Raw genomic sequence first — 14,883 nt, forward strand, 5'->3', positions numbered from 1 at the left:
TAATGAACTTCAGTTTCCAAGACCAGGTATTTTATCAAATCCCCAACTTAATCCTGGATAAATCTGTTATTAAAAAGGTTTTTAAAAGACCTCAAATTTGATAAGCAATAATAAATGGCAACATTATATATTGAATAAATGCTACTATTAATCCAATAAATCTACCAAAAGTTGTTCTAGCATACAAATAAGTTCCACCGTTATTATCTGATTTGTGAATAGTAGAAAGTTTTGCAAATGCTAATGCACAAATTGAAGCAACTAATCCTAATAGTGCAAAAATTCAAAAAATATGTAATCCTGTTGAATTTTGATTTATTTGATTTTGAATTTTAATATTAGAAAAAATTGCTAAATTACCTATAAAACCAACACCAACTGTATAATTAAACCCCATTCAGACAAACTCTTTTAGAGACATCTTTTTTTCATCTATCACAATCTTATACCGCTTTTCTATAAAATAATCCATTTTAATTATATAGTAGTATGGTCTATAAATTTTATTTGATAAATATTAGATTTAATTTTATAAAAAAAATAAATCATTAAGATTTATCTTTTTTAGATTTATTATTTTTGTTTGAGTTGTTATATCTTTTTTTATTATTATTTTTAGGAATATAACCTTTACCATCAGATTCATTAATAATTACTAAAACAATTGGTGTTTTTCCTGATTCTTGTTTTATTAATTGTTTAATTCTAGATGTAATATCTTTTTTAATTTCATTTAAATCATATTTTTTAGGATCTTTTTTATATAAAGTTTGTCCTTCAATGATTAAGTTAGTAATTTCTCTTTGTAAGATTTTAAAGATAGGATTATCTTCTTGAATATATAAAACACCTCTCATTTGTGTATCAATCAGAGAAATTAATTCTTTATTTCTACTATCAATAGTAGCTCCAACTATAATTACTCCATCAGTTGCCAATTGTTTTCTTTCATTTAAAACAATAGAACCAACATCACCAATTCCAGAACCATCAACATAAACATTTCCATGTTCAGCACCATGTTCTGATATTGCTAAATGATTTTTTGATAATTTTAAAATTTCACCATTATCAATAATTCTAATATTTTGATTATCAACACCAGCTTCAATAGCTGCTTTTTCAGCATTTAAAAATTCTTTATATAAAGCTTTTATCGGAATAAAATATTTTGGATTTAAAATAGAAGTTAGCATTTTAATATCTTCATAACTTGCTCTCATAGATCAAATGTTTTTATCACTTAAAGCAAGTAATCTAGCATCAGTTCTTGCAAGTTCATCAAGAATTTGAGCATGGCGTTTTTCAACTCCAGCAACTGGTGTGTTTGTTAAAATAATTAGATCTTTTTCTGTAAATTCAACTAAACTATCATTAGAAGTAGCAATTTTTGCTAATTTTGAATAAAGATCATCACCAGTTCCTGAAATTATTAAAACTCCATTATTTGAATTAACGTATTCTTGAATTGAAATTAAATCTTCAGGTTTTATAACTAGATTTTCATGGATTAAATTAGATCTTAAAACTGCATCCATTGTTCTTCCATAAACTGCTATTTTTCTATTGTTTTCTTTAGCTGCCATACATATTTGGCCTAATTTATGAATATCTTCTTCAAAAATGGCAACAATAATTTTAGTGTTTTTTTCTTTAAATGGAGCTAATATGTATTTATCTATTTTATGGTTTGGAACAGTAAAATCTTTTCTTGAAGCAAACTCAGCATCACTAATTAAAGCTAGAACACCTCTTTTTGCAATTTGAGATAAATGAGTATAATCAGTTGAAAAATAAGACTGTTCTTTTCCATCAATAATATAATCACCAGCATAAACAATAGAACCTAATTCAGTATGAAAAACATATCCAAATGATTGTGGTGAAGATGAAGTTGTTCTAAAAATTTCAACTTTAGTATTTCCTATTTTTAAAATATCTTTATCATGAACAACTTTTAGTATATGATCTTTATTTTTTACTCTTAATTTTTGAAATTTAATTCTTGCAATTAATTCAGTGATTTCATTACAGTAAATTGGCGCTTCAATTTCTTTTAATAAATAAGGAATAGCTCCCATATTATAAGCACTAGGATTTGTTAAAAAAATCCCTTTTATCTTTTTTTTGTTTTGTTTAATATAGTCAAATTTAGGAATCACTGTATTAATTCCTAAAATGCCTTTTTCAGGGTACTTAACCCCGGCGTCAAGTATAAAAAAATCATTATCTATTTCTAAAACATAAAGATTTTTTCCTCTTTCATCTTGACCACCAAGAGCAGTAAATTTAATATCTGGCATTCTAATATCCTTTCAATATGAATATTCTAAATGTTAATAACAAGCAATTAAAATTAATATATATTATAAAACTAGACACTAATATATATTTAGATTTATTTATGTATTTTTAGTTAGCTTATACTTTTTGATTAGTGTGAGAAATCATTAGTTCAGGAATTACTACATCTTGTGGCAATGAGTAAATATAATAAATAACTTCAGCTAGTTGTTCAGGTTTTAAGCCACCATTTAAACTATTTTTTCTTGATATATAACTATTTAAAATCTTTTGATTTTTAGTTGTTGATAATAAATTAGTATCAACAATTGCAGGTTCAATTAAACTAAATCTAATATTAGTATCACTTAATTCTCTTCTAACTTGTTCTGTAATTGCATTAACAGCAAATTTAGACCCATTATAAATAGAATGATCAGCATAAGTATATCTTCCAGCAACACTAGAAATATTTACTATTGTTCCGTGATTTTGTTTTAACATACTTGGTAAAACTGCATCCATTCCATTAATAACACCTTTAACATTAATATCTAATGTATTATATTTATCTTCTAAACTTTGATCAATATATTGATTCATTGGCATAATTCCAGCGTTATTAATTAATAAATTAACAGGTCCATAAACTTTTTCAGCTTTTTTAACAGCTTGATTTAATTCTTCAAAATTTCTAACATCAACTTTAGCAGTTAAAGTATTTGGTAAATTTAGATTATCTAATATTTCTTTTCTTCTTGCAAGTATTAGTAATGGAAAGCCTTTTTTTGAAAAATATTTAGCACAAGCTAATCCAATTCCTGAACTTGCTCCAGTAATTACAACTAATGGTTTCATTTCCCTCCTGTTTAGTTTTTTGTTTTGTCATTTAAAACAAAAATATCTCTTAAAATTTGGATCTTATTAAATTTATCTTTATTTAAATTTAAAAGCTTAATTTTTTTTCTGCTTAATTTAATTAAAAATTCTTTGTTTTTAAATGCATATTCATAAGTATCAGCACTTAAAGTAACATTTGTTAAATCTTTAAGTTTTAAAGTTATATGTTCTTTGTCTGAAAAAATAATTGGAGCATTTAAAGTTCTAAATTTATTAGTTGAAATAGGCATTAATTCTTGCATTTCAAAAAGTGAAACTACAGGATAAATAATTGCTCCATTAGCTGATTTTATAAATCCAGTAGATCCACTTGGTGTTGAAAAAACTAAACCCGTACCCTTAAATTGTTCTAAAAATTCATTATTAATATAAATATCTAATGTTAAAGGTCTTACTTGATTAGTAATTTTTATTTCATTAATTGCATAAACTTTTTGATTATCGTAATTAACTTCAATTAGTCCTAATTCAGTAATGTTTGGGTCTTTAATAATTTTATATAAATCAACATTTTTTAAATCATCAACTCTATTTTTATTAGTATAAAAACCAATTCCACCAAATTTAATTGGTATAAAAATTAATTTATCTAAAATAGATTGATATTTATGTACTGCATACAAAAAAGTACCATCGCCTCCAATGACAAAACAAATGTCTGGTTCTTTTTCATCTTTAGTAAAGTTTGCATCTTTTAATATATCTAATAACTGGTTTAAAATGTCTCCTGATTCTTCGTATTTGTTTGTTATAAAACTATATTTCATAATATTCCTTAACTATATTTAATTATATCTTAGATACTGTTATTATAGAAAATAGCTATTTAACAACTTTCTAAATTTATAACAATTAAAAATCTCTCTTAACTTAGAGAGATTTTAAACTAGTTATGCTTTTAAATCATTAATTTTTTTATTAATTGCTTCTAGTTGTTCTTTATAAGTTTGATATTTAGATTTTTCTTGTTCAACTTTTTGTATTTTTGCTTTTTTAATAAACTCAGGATTATTTAAAATTTTTTGACTTCTTAAAATTTCATTAGTTAATTGAATTTGTTTAGTTTCTAATTCTTTAATTAACTCATCTTTATTAGTAAATGAATCATTTGAAATTTCAATAAAATACTCATCAATTGATAAACTAGTTTTATTAGATATCTTAATAGAATTATCTAATTTAGTATTACAAAAGTTTTTTAAAAAACTATTAATTTGTAAAAAATGCTTTTCAAATATGTAAGAATGCTTATCATTAGTGTTTGAAATATTTGCTAATAAACAAATATTATTTTTAATGTTTTTAGTATTTCTAAATTCTCTAATACTTGTAATCATTTTAATAACATCATCAATAAAACTTGTATCATAATCAGAATTTAAATTAGTTCATTGTTCTAAAAGAATAGATTCTTTTAGCATCATATTTAAATAAATTTCTTCACTTACAAATGGTATTAAAGGATGAAGCATAATCAAAATTTCTTTTAATACATAAAATAAAGTTTGCTTAGTTTGATAGTTAAATTTATCATTACTTAAATTAACTTTACTAAATTCAATATATCAAGAACAGTATTTGTTTCATACAAAATCTCAAAGATGATTTCCAGCTAAACTAAACTCATATTTGTTCATTTTTTCATAAACATAAGTTTGTGTTTTACTTAGTTGAGTCAAAATTCATTGATTAGTTATTTCTAAGTCAGTTTTATAAAAGTTGGGATCAAATTCAAAGTGAACATCTAAATTTAAAAATACATATCTACTTGCATTTCATAATTTATTTATAAAGTTTCAACTAGCTAAAATTTTTTCATTTGAATATCTAATGTCTTGACCTGGAGTTGAATTAGTTAATAAAAATAATCTTAACGAATCACAACCATTATTATTAATAACATCCATAGGATCTATTCCATTACCTAAAGATTTAGACATTTTTCTATTTAATTCATCTCTTACAAGTCCATGAATTAAAACATCTTTAAATGGAATTTGTTTTGTATATTCTAAAGTTTGAAAAATCATTCTAGCTACTCAAAAGAAAATAATATCATATCCTGTAACTAAAACACTAGTTGGAAAATAATTTTTAAAATATTCACTTTCTAAACCTTTATTATTTAAAAGTGTTGAAAAAGCTCATAATCCTGATGAAAATCAAGTATCTAAAACATCTTGATCTTGAGTTCAATTTTCTATATCACTTGGAGGATTAATTCCAACATACATCTCATTGGTTTTTTTGTGATACCAGCAAGGAATTTGATGACCTCATCATAATTGTCTACTAATACATCAATCATGAGCATTAGTCATTCATCTATTTAAAACATCATTAAATCTATTTGGAAAAAAATTAATTCTATTATCTGAATTTTGTAAATCAATTACCATATTTTTAAACTTATCCATTTTAACAAATCATTGATCAGATAAATATGGTTCAACAATAGCATTTGATCTTTCACTAAATCCAACTTGATTAATAATGTCTTCTTCTTTTACCAACAAATCTTCTTTAATAGCATCTTTAATGATTTCTTTTCTAGCAACAAATCTATCTAAACCTTCATATTTTCCACCTAATTGATTAACTGAACCATCAGTATTTAAACAAATTGGCATTTTTAAATTATGTTTAATCGCTAAATGATAGTCATTTAAATCATGAGCAGGAGTACATTTCATAACTCCAGTTCCAAATTCAATATCAACATATTCATCACTTATAATTGGAATAACTTGCTTATTAACTGGATTAATTACTTTTTTATTAATATATTCTTGATATCTAGAATCATTTGGATTAACAACTAAACATTGATCAGCAAACATAGTTTCAGGACGAGTTGTAGCAACTATTAAATATTTGTCAGAATTTTCTAACATATATTTAAAATAATACATTTTACTTTGAGTTTCTTTATAAATTACTTCAACATTAGAAATAGCAGTTTTTTGTTCTGGATCTCAATTAACTATTTGTTTGTCTTTATAAATTATTTTATCATTATAGAACTTTACAAAAATCTCTTTAACAATTTGATTAATATCTTCATCTAGAGTAAATTTTTCAGTTGAATAATCTAAACTTAAACCTAATTTAGCTCATTGCTCTCTAATAATACTTGCATATTCTTCTTTTCATTTTCAAGCTTCTAATAAAAACTTTTCTCTACCCAATTTATTTTTATCTATACCTTGTTTTTTAAGTTTTTGTTCTACTTTTACTTGAGTACTAATTCCAGAATGATCCATACCAGGTAAAAATAAAGTATCATATCCAGTTAATTTTTTAAATCTAATAATAGCATCTTGTAAACTAGTATCTCAAGCATGTCCAATATGTAATTTACCAGTAACGTTTGGTGGAGGTAAGATGATAGAAAATTTAGGTTTTTTAGAATTAGGATTAGCTTTAAACAATTTTTTATCTAGTCAATATTGATATTTAGTTTTTTCAACTAAGATGTGATTATACTTAGGGCTTAATTGTTTTTTCATAAGTTCTCCTTAATAACTATATAATATTTTAACATTATAAAAAAACTATAAAGTTAGAAAATGCCTCTAGTGAGGCAAAGTGATTTATTTTGTTAATATACAAATTATTGGGTTATTAGATGAAATTATTCCATCTTTATAAGGTAAAAAAGCATTAGATAAACAAGAATTACTATATGCAGATAAACTTAAATTTTCACACTCATACTTAAGGTCTTTAATTGTAATGTTTGTATTATCTTTTGAAATAAAACTAACATAAGTATAATCTTGATAATCTTCAAACTTTAAAATATTTGTTCCCTTGTCAAATTTAAATAAAATTGAATCATCATTAATAAAAGTAAGATTATATTTGAAAATAAAATGAAAAATAGAGTAGTTTTTATCATATCTTTTTGTTGGATTAGCTATAAAAATAATTTTAGCATCTTTACTAGCTTCTAAACCTTTTAAAATCGCTAATTCACCATCAAAATAATCTTTTTCAGGACTTCAAATTTCAGCGTTTTTTATTTTTGATTTAATTAGTTCTAATTCTTGATCTGTTACTTTGTCAAAATCTCCAATTGCATAATCAATTTTCATATTTCTACTAATTAAATCCAAACAACCTCTTTCAACTCCAATAACATAAGTTGAATTATTATTAAAAGGTTCAAGATTTAAATTAGTTTTTGCTGTAACAATTAAAATAGTTTTATAGTTCATTAAATAGTCCTTTTGCTCTTTTTGTAAAATCATCACTACCAAATAAATAACTACCAGCTACTATCATATCAACTCCAGCTTGCTTTACTAAAACTGAAGTTTGTTCATTAATTCCACCATCAACTTCAATGGTGTATTTATATTTTTTTTCTTTTCTTAATTGATCTAAAATTTCAATTTTTTTTAAACTAGATGTAATAAATTTTTGACCACCAAATCCTGGTTCAACACTCATAACTAAGACATTATCTAATTTATCTAAATAAGGATAAACTAAACTAACATCAGTGTTTGGCGAAATAGCTAGAGAAGCTAAAATATTATTTTGCTTACATAAATCAATAAATTTATTAATTGTATTATTGTCTTTTAATGATTCGATATGCATTGTCATCATTTCTGGTTTTGCTTTTATATAATCTAAAAAAAAGTCTTCAAATTGTTTTGTTTTAACATTAACCATAAAATGTACATCAACATTAATATCAATATTTTTTTTAATATCGTGTAGAATTTTAGAACCAAAAGTTAAATTTGGGACAAAATCAAAATCCATAACATCATAATGAATTCAATTTATATTATTTTTTTTACATAATTCTAATTCATTTTTTAGATCCATAAAATTAGCTGATAATACTGATGGAGCAATAATATACTTTTTCATCTTAATATTTATTCTTTCTATTTTGCTTTAATTCTTCATATACTTTTACATAATCATTATAAATGAATGTTGGTAACAAGTGCTCAGCTACAGCTTTTTTTACTACACATTTAGTTTCATGAGTATGTGTACAATCAACAAACTTACATTTGTTTAAAAAAGGAATAAACGTTTCTCAAGAATATAAAATATGCTCAATATCAATATTATTTAAATCAAATGCTGAAAATCCTGGAGTATCAGCTATAAAAATATTATTTTCTAAATTATAAAGTTGAATACTAGTTGTAGTATGTTTTCCTCTATTTAGTTTTTTTGAAATTTCATTAGTTTTAATTTGTTTATTAATATCTAAAAAGTTATTTAAAGTAGTAGATTTACCAGCTCCAGTTTGTCCTGTAAAAACACTAATTTTATTTTTTAAAAGTTCTTTTAATTTTAAAATGATTGTGTTTTTATTTTCTAAATTATCTTTATTATTAATGATTAAAACTTGATAATGCATTTTTTCATACCAATTAATTTTATGCATAACTTCTTGATAATAAGAACTCTTTTTTAATAAATCAACTTTAGTAAAAATTAAAATAGGTTTAATCTTTAGCGTTTCTAACATCATAATATATTTATTTAATAAAAATGATGAAAATAAAGGTTCATATAATGCAGTAACTATTAAAACTTGGTCAACATTAGCAATTTTTGGTCTATCTAGACTATTTTTTCTTGGTTTAATTTCTTTAATATAACCATATCCGTCTTCTAAAATACTAAATTCAACAACATCTCCAACTTTAGGTTTTAGTTCTTTTTTTAAATTACCTTTTGCATATACTTTATATATTTTATTTTCATAAAACACATAACTTTCATTACTATCTTTTTTAACTAAAATTCCTTGCATCTACTCACCTTATTTCAAAAATAATGCTATTAAAAAAATAATAAAAATACTCATAACTATTAAAATTCAAAAAATAAAATATTTAGAATTAGTATTTTTAAAAAAATATTGATATTTTAAGGTATTGTTGTTTTTAATATTTAAAGAACTCTCATTTTCTCACCACATATTTGGAAAATCAAGATTAACATTTTGTTCTTGTTTTGCTTGTTCAAGATCTTCAATAACTTGATCAAATGAACGATATCTATTCTTATAATCTTTAGCTAAGCATTTCATAATAATATTTTCTAATGCTTGAGAAATATTTGGGTTAATTTCTCTAGGTCTAACAACTTCTTTTAAAATATGTTGTTGAAAATTAGCTCTTTCTCTTTCTTTAGAACTAGCAGTATTAGATCCATAGTTTAAAAATAACATACCACCTGTTAAAAACTCATACATAATCACACCAATTGAATAAATATCTGATTCAAAATAAAAGGCATCTTTTCTTGATTCAAAATTTAAAAACTGTTCTGGTGCTGTATATCTTGGAGTTCCTGGTGAAATATGATTTTGACTATCATCTAAAATAATACTTTTAATTTTAGAAATTCCAAAATCAGAAATTTTTACTCTTGAGTCATTTCCAATTAAAATGTTTGCTGGTTTAACATCTCTATGAATAATATCATTATCATGAATTTCTTTTAAACCTTTAGTAATTTGTAAAAAATAATAAATAAATTCTTTGTTAGATAAAACATTATTATAAGCATTAAATTTTTTACTTAAATCAGCACCATCAATCAATTCCATTACAATTACATAATAATTTTGTCAACTAAAAACATCTTTCGTCTTAACAATATTTTTAGAAAAGGATAATTTTGCAAAAGTACTTGTTTCTAAAAATAAACGTTTTTTAATAGCTTCAATATTTTTATTTTTAGCTTTTAAAATAATTTTTATTGCTACAAAAACATCTTTTTTTTCTAAAACAGAAGCATCTAAATCAAGTGCTTTAAAAACAACTGCAAAAGCACCAGAGTTTAAGTATTTAACTAATTTGTATCGATTGTTTACAATTTGATTTAATAATGCGTCTTTATCTATTCCAAGATCTTTTTTAGTTTTTTGCATTACACAACCTCTAATAAAATTATTGATAAATTATCTGTTGATAAATTATTAATAGAATATTTAATAATGTTTTTAGCTTTAGCTCTTAGTGAAGATTTTAAATCTAAATAATCTTTAAAAGTTTTTATATCAATAAAATCATATATACCATCAGTTGTTAAACAAAATAAACCATTACTATCTTTTAAAAAGTAACTATCTATTTTTAGTTTTTTTGTTGGTCCTAAAGCACTAGTTAAACTTTTTCAATAAGTATTTTCATTAAATTTAGTTCCATAATATTTTTGATCTTGTTTTTTGATTTTTTGCATATCATAATTAGAATTCATTAGATTTTGATCAATTGTTACTTGGTTAAAATGTTGATCTTTTAAATGATAAATTCTTGAATCTCCAATATTAATAATATGAGCATTATTATTTGCTATTAAAATAGCAGATAATGTAGTTCCCATATCTTTTGCTTCAATAAAGCTTTCTACATATTTTTTCATTACATTAATAATATAAGAAATACTATTTTCTAATCATGAAAAAATTTCTTTACTTTCTTTTTGTTTAAAATTAGATTTTTTAAAAAGATCAACAAAAGTATTAACTGCTAGTCTTGAAGCAATTTCACCACATTTATGACCACCCATACCATCACAAATAATTGCTAAAAATGAACCATCACTGTTTTTATAATAATTTAAATAGTCTTGATTTTCTTTTCTAAAATTACCTTTTTCTGAAAGACCTACTGCTTTTATTTTCATAAACCTACCTATAAATATTATTTTATCATTTAAGTACTTTTACTTTTTTTATTCAAAGATTTTGCAATAATTTTATTTAATAAAAATAATAAACAAATTAGTACTAATAAAATAATAGCAATAATAATGTATAAATAAGGGTTTTTATAGATTAATTTAGTTTGATCAAAATTATTAACTGAGGTTGTGAAATTATTTTTAATATCTAATTGCTGATTTTGATTTAAAGTATTTGGTTTATTATATATGCTATTGTCTTTTTTTATTTCAGTTATATTTTCATCTTTAAAATTTAAACGAATTTCTTTTTGATTATAAAATTTATTTTTATATTCTTGTTTGGGTTTAATAATTAATAAATTATTTTTAACTTCAGTTTGTAAAGCAGTTAAAAATAATAAATTTAAATCAGGAAAAAGTCTATTAATATTTTTTAAATCATTTTTACTTACTAATAGTTCATCAACTTCAATTAATCAATTTAAATCAATTTTTTTAAAATATTTGGTTATAAAATAAATATCTTTAAGATATTTTTTGTATTTTTGTTTTACTGGTAATGTTATTTTAAGATTAACTTTATCATCTCAAATAAAACGTTTTAACTTTTTTTCTTGTTGGTGCTCTAGTTTTAAATTATCATATAATCCATCTCATAAAACTTTGTTTTGTTTATAAAATTCAGAGTTTTTAAAATTAGTTTGTTGTAAATAAATTTGTTTTTTAATATCATCAATACTTACATTACCTTTATTAATGTTAAAGTCAAACTCTCTTATTGTTTTATATAAAGAAATAGGAGTATAAAAGCGGTATTTTATATCATTAATACTATATTTGAGTGAATTAAAACTATGTAAGTTGTTAAAATCAATAAATCTAAAGTTTTGCTTTTTATTAAACACGTGTTTTAAGTTAAATAAGTACAAATCTTTATTAAAAGAAAATTGTCAATGATTATTTGTATCAATATAATTAGTAATATTTTTATCTATAGTTTGATATCTAATATTTTTCCAAGTTGTATTTTTTGTACTTTGATTTATAAAACTATCATTTGATAAATAAAAAGTTAGATCATATTTATTATTTAGATATTGATCATTTGTAGTAATAACATCTAAATTAACTGTTAAACTAATTTCAAGTTTCATTCCATCTTTTATAAATGAAATATATTCATCAGATAGTTTAAAATTAAAACTCTTTAAAATATTTTCAACATTTTCATTATAAAAATTAGCTAAGCCTTTAGATAAATAAAAATTAGAATCACTATTTTTACTAGGTGTATCTGATGCTTTGATAGTTCTAGTTATATTAACTTGTTCAACTAGATTAAATTCAGATCTAAAATTTTCAATTTTAATATATTTTTGAGTATTTAGATTATCACTATTATTAGATAAGTTCATACTTGATAATAAAGCTAAAAACATTTTAACCATCTCCTATTAATGTATTAGAAAAAAATAAAAAATGTTTAGTAAGTTAAAAATACTAAAATAGTGTTAAAAAAGAGTTTTATAATAAATAGTAATGAGGTTTATATGAAAGTTAAAATCAATAATTTAGAACAAACTTATAAATTAGCTAAAAAAATAAAAAAAATAATTCAAAACAAACAAATTCCTTTTTATGTTTTATTAAAAGGAGATTTAGGAAGTGGTAAAACTACTTTTACAAAAGCTTTATTAGAACAATTTGAAGTAAAACAAAATATTACATCTCCAAGTTTTGTAATTATGAACCAATATTTTGTAAATGATTTAAAAATCAATCATATGGACGCTTATAGATTAAATAATGATAGTGAATTAGAAATGTATTTAGATGAATTTTTAGATAGTTTAAATATTATTGAATGATATGAAAATTTAAACTTAGATTTAAATACTATTAATAAGCTAATTATTGAAATTAAAATTATAGATGAAAATAAACGTTTATTTTTTATAGGAGAATAAAATGAATTTGTTTATAGATACTACTAATTGAAAGTTAATTTATATTTTAGAAAAAGATCATCAAATTATTGATTCTTTAATTATTTCAAATAATAAAAAACTTTCAGATATTGCTATTTTAAAACTAAATGAGTTCTTATTAAAAAATCAAATAACTATAAAAGATCTTAAAGCTTTTTATTTAACAATTGGTCCTGGTAGTTATACAGGAGTTAGAGTTGGTTTAACAATAGTTAAAACTTTAAAAGTCTTAAATAATAATTTTGAAGTTTTTATAATAAATTCTTTATTATATCAAGCTGGATTAGATAATGTTATTTCATGTATTGACGCTAGAAGTAATAAATATTATATAAGTGTTTATAATAATGCCAAACAATTATTAGATATTAGTTTAATAGAACAAAATCAAATTGATAATTTAATTTCTAAATACAAAGATTTTAAATTAGTAAATGATTATCAATTTGATTACATTAAACACTATTTAGATTTAAAAAAGTATTTTATTAATATAAAAGATGATAACCAATTAAATCCTTTATATATTAAAAGCTTTATTTAATAAAATAAGTTTTAGAGCATAAAAAAATGAGTTTGTAAAACTCATTAAAATTATTTTTTCTTATGTGTTGAATTAATAGAAGTAGAAGTGCTGTTGAATTTTAATTTGTTTTCCTTTTTTCACACTTTAGCACCATTATGATAACCGGCATAAACCTTTATATTATCAGTTTTTCAGTTAGATAAGTTTTGATTAAATTTTTCTGCTCCTAAAAACATTGCTTCTATGTTTTTTAATTTTGAAATGTCTCAATTTGAAATATCTTGATCAAATTCTTTAGTTTTCATAAACATATTACCCATATCTTCAACGTTTGTTGTTTTTCACTTATCTAAAGGTTGATTAAATTTTTCAGTTTCACGAAACATGCTTCTCATCTTTTTAACATTACTTACATCTCAATCATTAACACTTTGGTTAAATTCCTTAGCTAGCAAGAACATTTCATTTGCATTTTCTAATTTGCTTGTTTTTTTTCCTCACAATAGTGGTTTATTACCATTATTAAATTTTTTTGTTCTAGAGAACATATTTAATGTACTTGTTACATTACTTACATTTCAATTAGATAAATCTTGATTAAAATCTTCAGTTTCAGAAAAAGTATACTCCATTATTCTTACATTTGATACATCTCATTTTGATATATCTTGATTGAATTTTTTAGCACCAACAAACATTTGATCAATAGTTTCTAAGTTTGAGGTATCTCACATTGATATATCTTGATTGAATTCTTTTGCATCTCAGAACATAGATCTAGTTGAAGTAATTTCTTTTGGTAACTCTTTTGGAACAATTTGAATAGAAGTTGGCATAGCAACAGCTCTTATATGTAATTTATCTGCATCATGATTGTCTTTATGCTCATAATATCCTATTTCAATAATTTCTTTTACTTCATTTAATTCTGTGTTTGATTTATCTGAAAAATCTTTTGCGTCTGTAGTTTTTATTTCATTAGTTTTTGGATCTCTATATTTTGTTAATTTTTTACCCTCTTTAACCTCACCAAAATCTAAACTAATATTTCTTTCACCAATTTTAATATTAATTTTTTGATTTCCTTGTTTTTTAATAGGTCTATTTCTAGATTCATCTTTATTAGATAAATCAATTAATTCTTTTTCTTTAGGATTATTTAATTTATCTTTAACCATTTCAACAATCATTGAATAATTTTTAGCACTAGTTATTTTATCTTTAAAATTATCGTTTCAAATATTTTGAACTTTTTGAGCTAATTGAGTTTCACTAATTGTACTATCAGTTGTTTTACATGCAATTACACTAGTTCCAATTGTAGCAATTAATGTCACTGAACCCAAAACTGTTAATAGTTTTTTCATTAAATGGCCTTTCAATTTGTTGCTTTTTTATCTAATATTCACACAACTAAACAGTTATATATATATTTAATGAATTTTGTAAAAAATGTAGCTAAATTATTTTTTTATTATTTATAAAAAATAAAAAATAGACCTTTTTAAAGAT

14 protein-coding genes are annotated in these 14,883 nt (G+C 22.3%); 2 read left to right on the forward strand and 12 right to left on the reverse strand.

The features are described 5' to 3' along the window. Positions 1 to 31: 31 nt before the first annotated feature. From MSB_RS01485 to MSB_RS01535, 11 genes are all read right to left on the reverse strand, one after another. Entirely contained in the window at positions 32 to 421 is a 390-nt protein-coding gene (locus tag MSB_RS01485) for an amino acid permease (protein ID WP_231833536.1), read from the reverse strand. Positions 422 to 548: 127 nt separating this feature from the next. Next, positions 549 to 2,303, reverse strand: a complete 1,755-nt coding sequence (locus MSB_RS01490) for a ribonuclease J (protein ID WP_013447616.1) — start codon at positions 2,301 to 2,303, stop codon at positions 549 to 551. A 118-nt stretch (positions 2,304 to 2,421) separates the two neighbouring features. Next, positions 2,422 to 3,141: an SDR family oxidoreductase gene (locus MSB_RS01495; protein ID WP_013447617.1), complete on the reverse strand. Its 720-nt coding sequence runs from the start codon at positions 3,139 to 3,141 to the stop codon at positions 2,422 to 2,424. Between the two features lie 11 nt (positions 3,142 to 3,152). Further along, a complete protein-coding gene (locus MSB_RS01500; RefSeq protein WP_011387144.1) occupies positions 3,153 to 3,950 on the reverse strand; it encodes a diacylglycerol kinase catalytic domain-containing protein in 798 nt (265 codons plus the stop codon). A gap of 123 nt (positions 3,951 to 4,073) precedes the next feature. Continuing rightward, entirely contained in the window at positions 4,074 to 6,692 is a 2,619-nt protein-coding gene (locus tag MSB_RS01505; protein WP_013447618.1) for a valine--tRNA ligase, read from the reverse strand. Between the two features lie 84 nt (positions 6,693 to 6,776). Next, complete coding sequence (locus MSB_RS01510) at positions 6,777 to 7,403, reverse strand: thiamine diphosphokinase (protein ID WP_013447619.1); 627 nt, start codon at positions 7,401 to 7,403, stop codon at positions 6,777 to 6,779. Continuing rightward, positions 7,393 to 8,070 (reverse strand): ribulose-phosphate 3-epimerase, encoded by a 678-nt coding sequence (gene rpe / locus MSB_RS01515; RefSeq protein WP_013447620.1) that lies wholly within the window; start codon positions 8,068 to 8,070, stop codon positions 7,393 to 7,395. The genes MSB_RS01510 and rpe overlap by 11 nt, the downstream gene beginning before the upstream one ends. A gap of 1 nt (position 8,071) precedes the next feature. Further along, positions 8,072 to 8,974, reverse strand: a complete 903-nt coding sequence (gene rsgA / locus MSB_RS01520; RefSeq protein WP_013447621.1) for a ribosome small subunit-dependent GTPase A — start codon at positions 8,972 to 8,974, stop codon at positions 8,072 to 8,074. A 9-nt stretch (positions 8,975 to 8,983) separates the two neighbouring features. Further along, the gene (locus tag MSB_RS01525) at positions 8,984 to 10,099 is read right to left on the reverse strand and encodes a serine/threonine-protein kinase (RefSeq protein ID WP_013447622.1); all 1,116 of its coding nucleotides are present in this window, start codon (positions 10,097 to 10,099) and stop codon (positions 8,984 to 8,986) included. After that, the gene (locus tag MSB_RS04915) at positions 10,099 to 10,857 is read right to left on the reverse strand and encodes a PP2C family protein-serine/threonine phosphatase (RefSeq protein WP_013447623.1); all 759 of its coding nucleotides are present in this window, start codon (positions 10,855 to 10,857) and stop codon (positions 10,099 to 10,101) included. The genes MSB_RS01525 and MSB_RS04915 overlap by 1 nt, the downstream gene beginning before the upstream one ends. 29 nt (positions 10,858 to 10,886) lie before the next feature. Continuing rightward, positions 10,887 to 12,296, reverse strand: a complete 1,410-nt coding sequence (locus MSB_RS01535; RefSeq protein WP_013447624.1) for a hypothetical protein — start codon at positions 12,294 to 12,296, stop codon at positions 10,887 to 10,889. A gap of 111 nt (positions 12,297 to 12,407) precedes the next feature. Here MSB_RS01535 and tsaE point away from each other — a divergent pair, with 111 nt between their 5' ends. Then, positions 12,408 to 12,824 (forward strand): tRNA (adenosine(37)-N6)-threonylcarbamoyltransferase complex ATPase subunit type 1 TsaE, encoded by a 417-nt coding sequence (gene tsaE, locus MSB_RS01540; RefSeq protein ID WP_013447625.1) that lies wholly within the window; start codon positions 12,408 to 12,410, stop codon positions 12,822 to 12,824. A gap of 1 nt (position 12,825) precedes the next feature. Beyond that, positions 12,826 to 13,389, forward strand: a complete 564-nt coding sequence (gene tsaB, locus MSB_RS01545) for a tRNA (adenosine(37)-N6)-threonylcarbamoyltransferase complex dimerization subunit type 1 TsaB (RefSeq protein WP_013447626.1) — start codon at positions 12,826 to 12,828, stop codon at positions 13,387 to 13,389. Positions 13,390 to 13,439: 50 nt separating this feature from the next. Here tsaB and MSB_RS01550 read toward each other — a convergent pair whose 3' ends face one another. Further along, the gene (locus MSB_RS01550) at positions 13,440 to 14,738 is read right to left on the reverse strand and encodes a BspA family leucine-rich repeat surface protein (protein ID WP_013447627.1); all 1,299 of its coding nucleotides are present in this window, start codon (positions 14,736 to 14,738) and stop codon (positions 13,440 to 13,442) included. Positions 14,739 to 14,883: the final 145 nt, after the last annotated feature.

Origin of the sequence: Mycoplasma leachii PG50 (genome assembly GCF_000183365.1) — a bacterium.
GTDB classification, from domain to species: domain Bacteria; phylum Bacillota_I; class Bacilli_A; order Mycoplasmatales; family Mycoplasmataceae; genus Mycoplasma; species Mycoplasma leachii.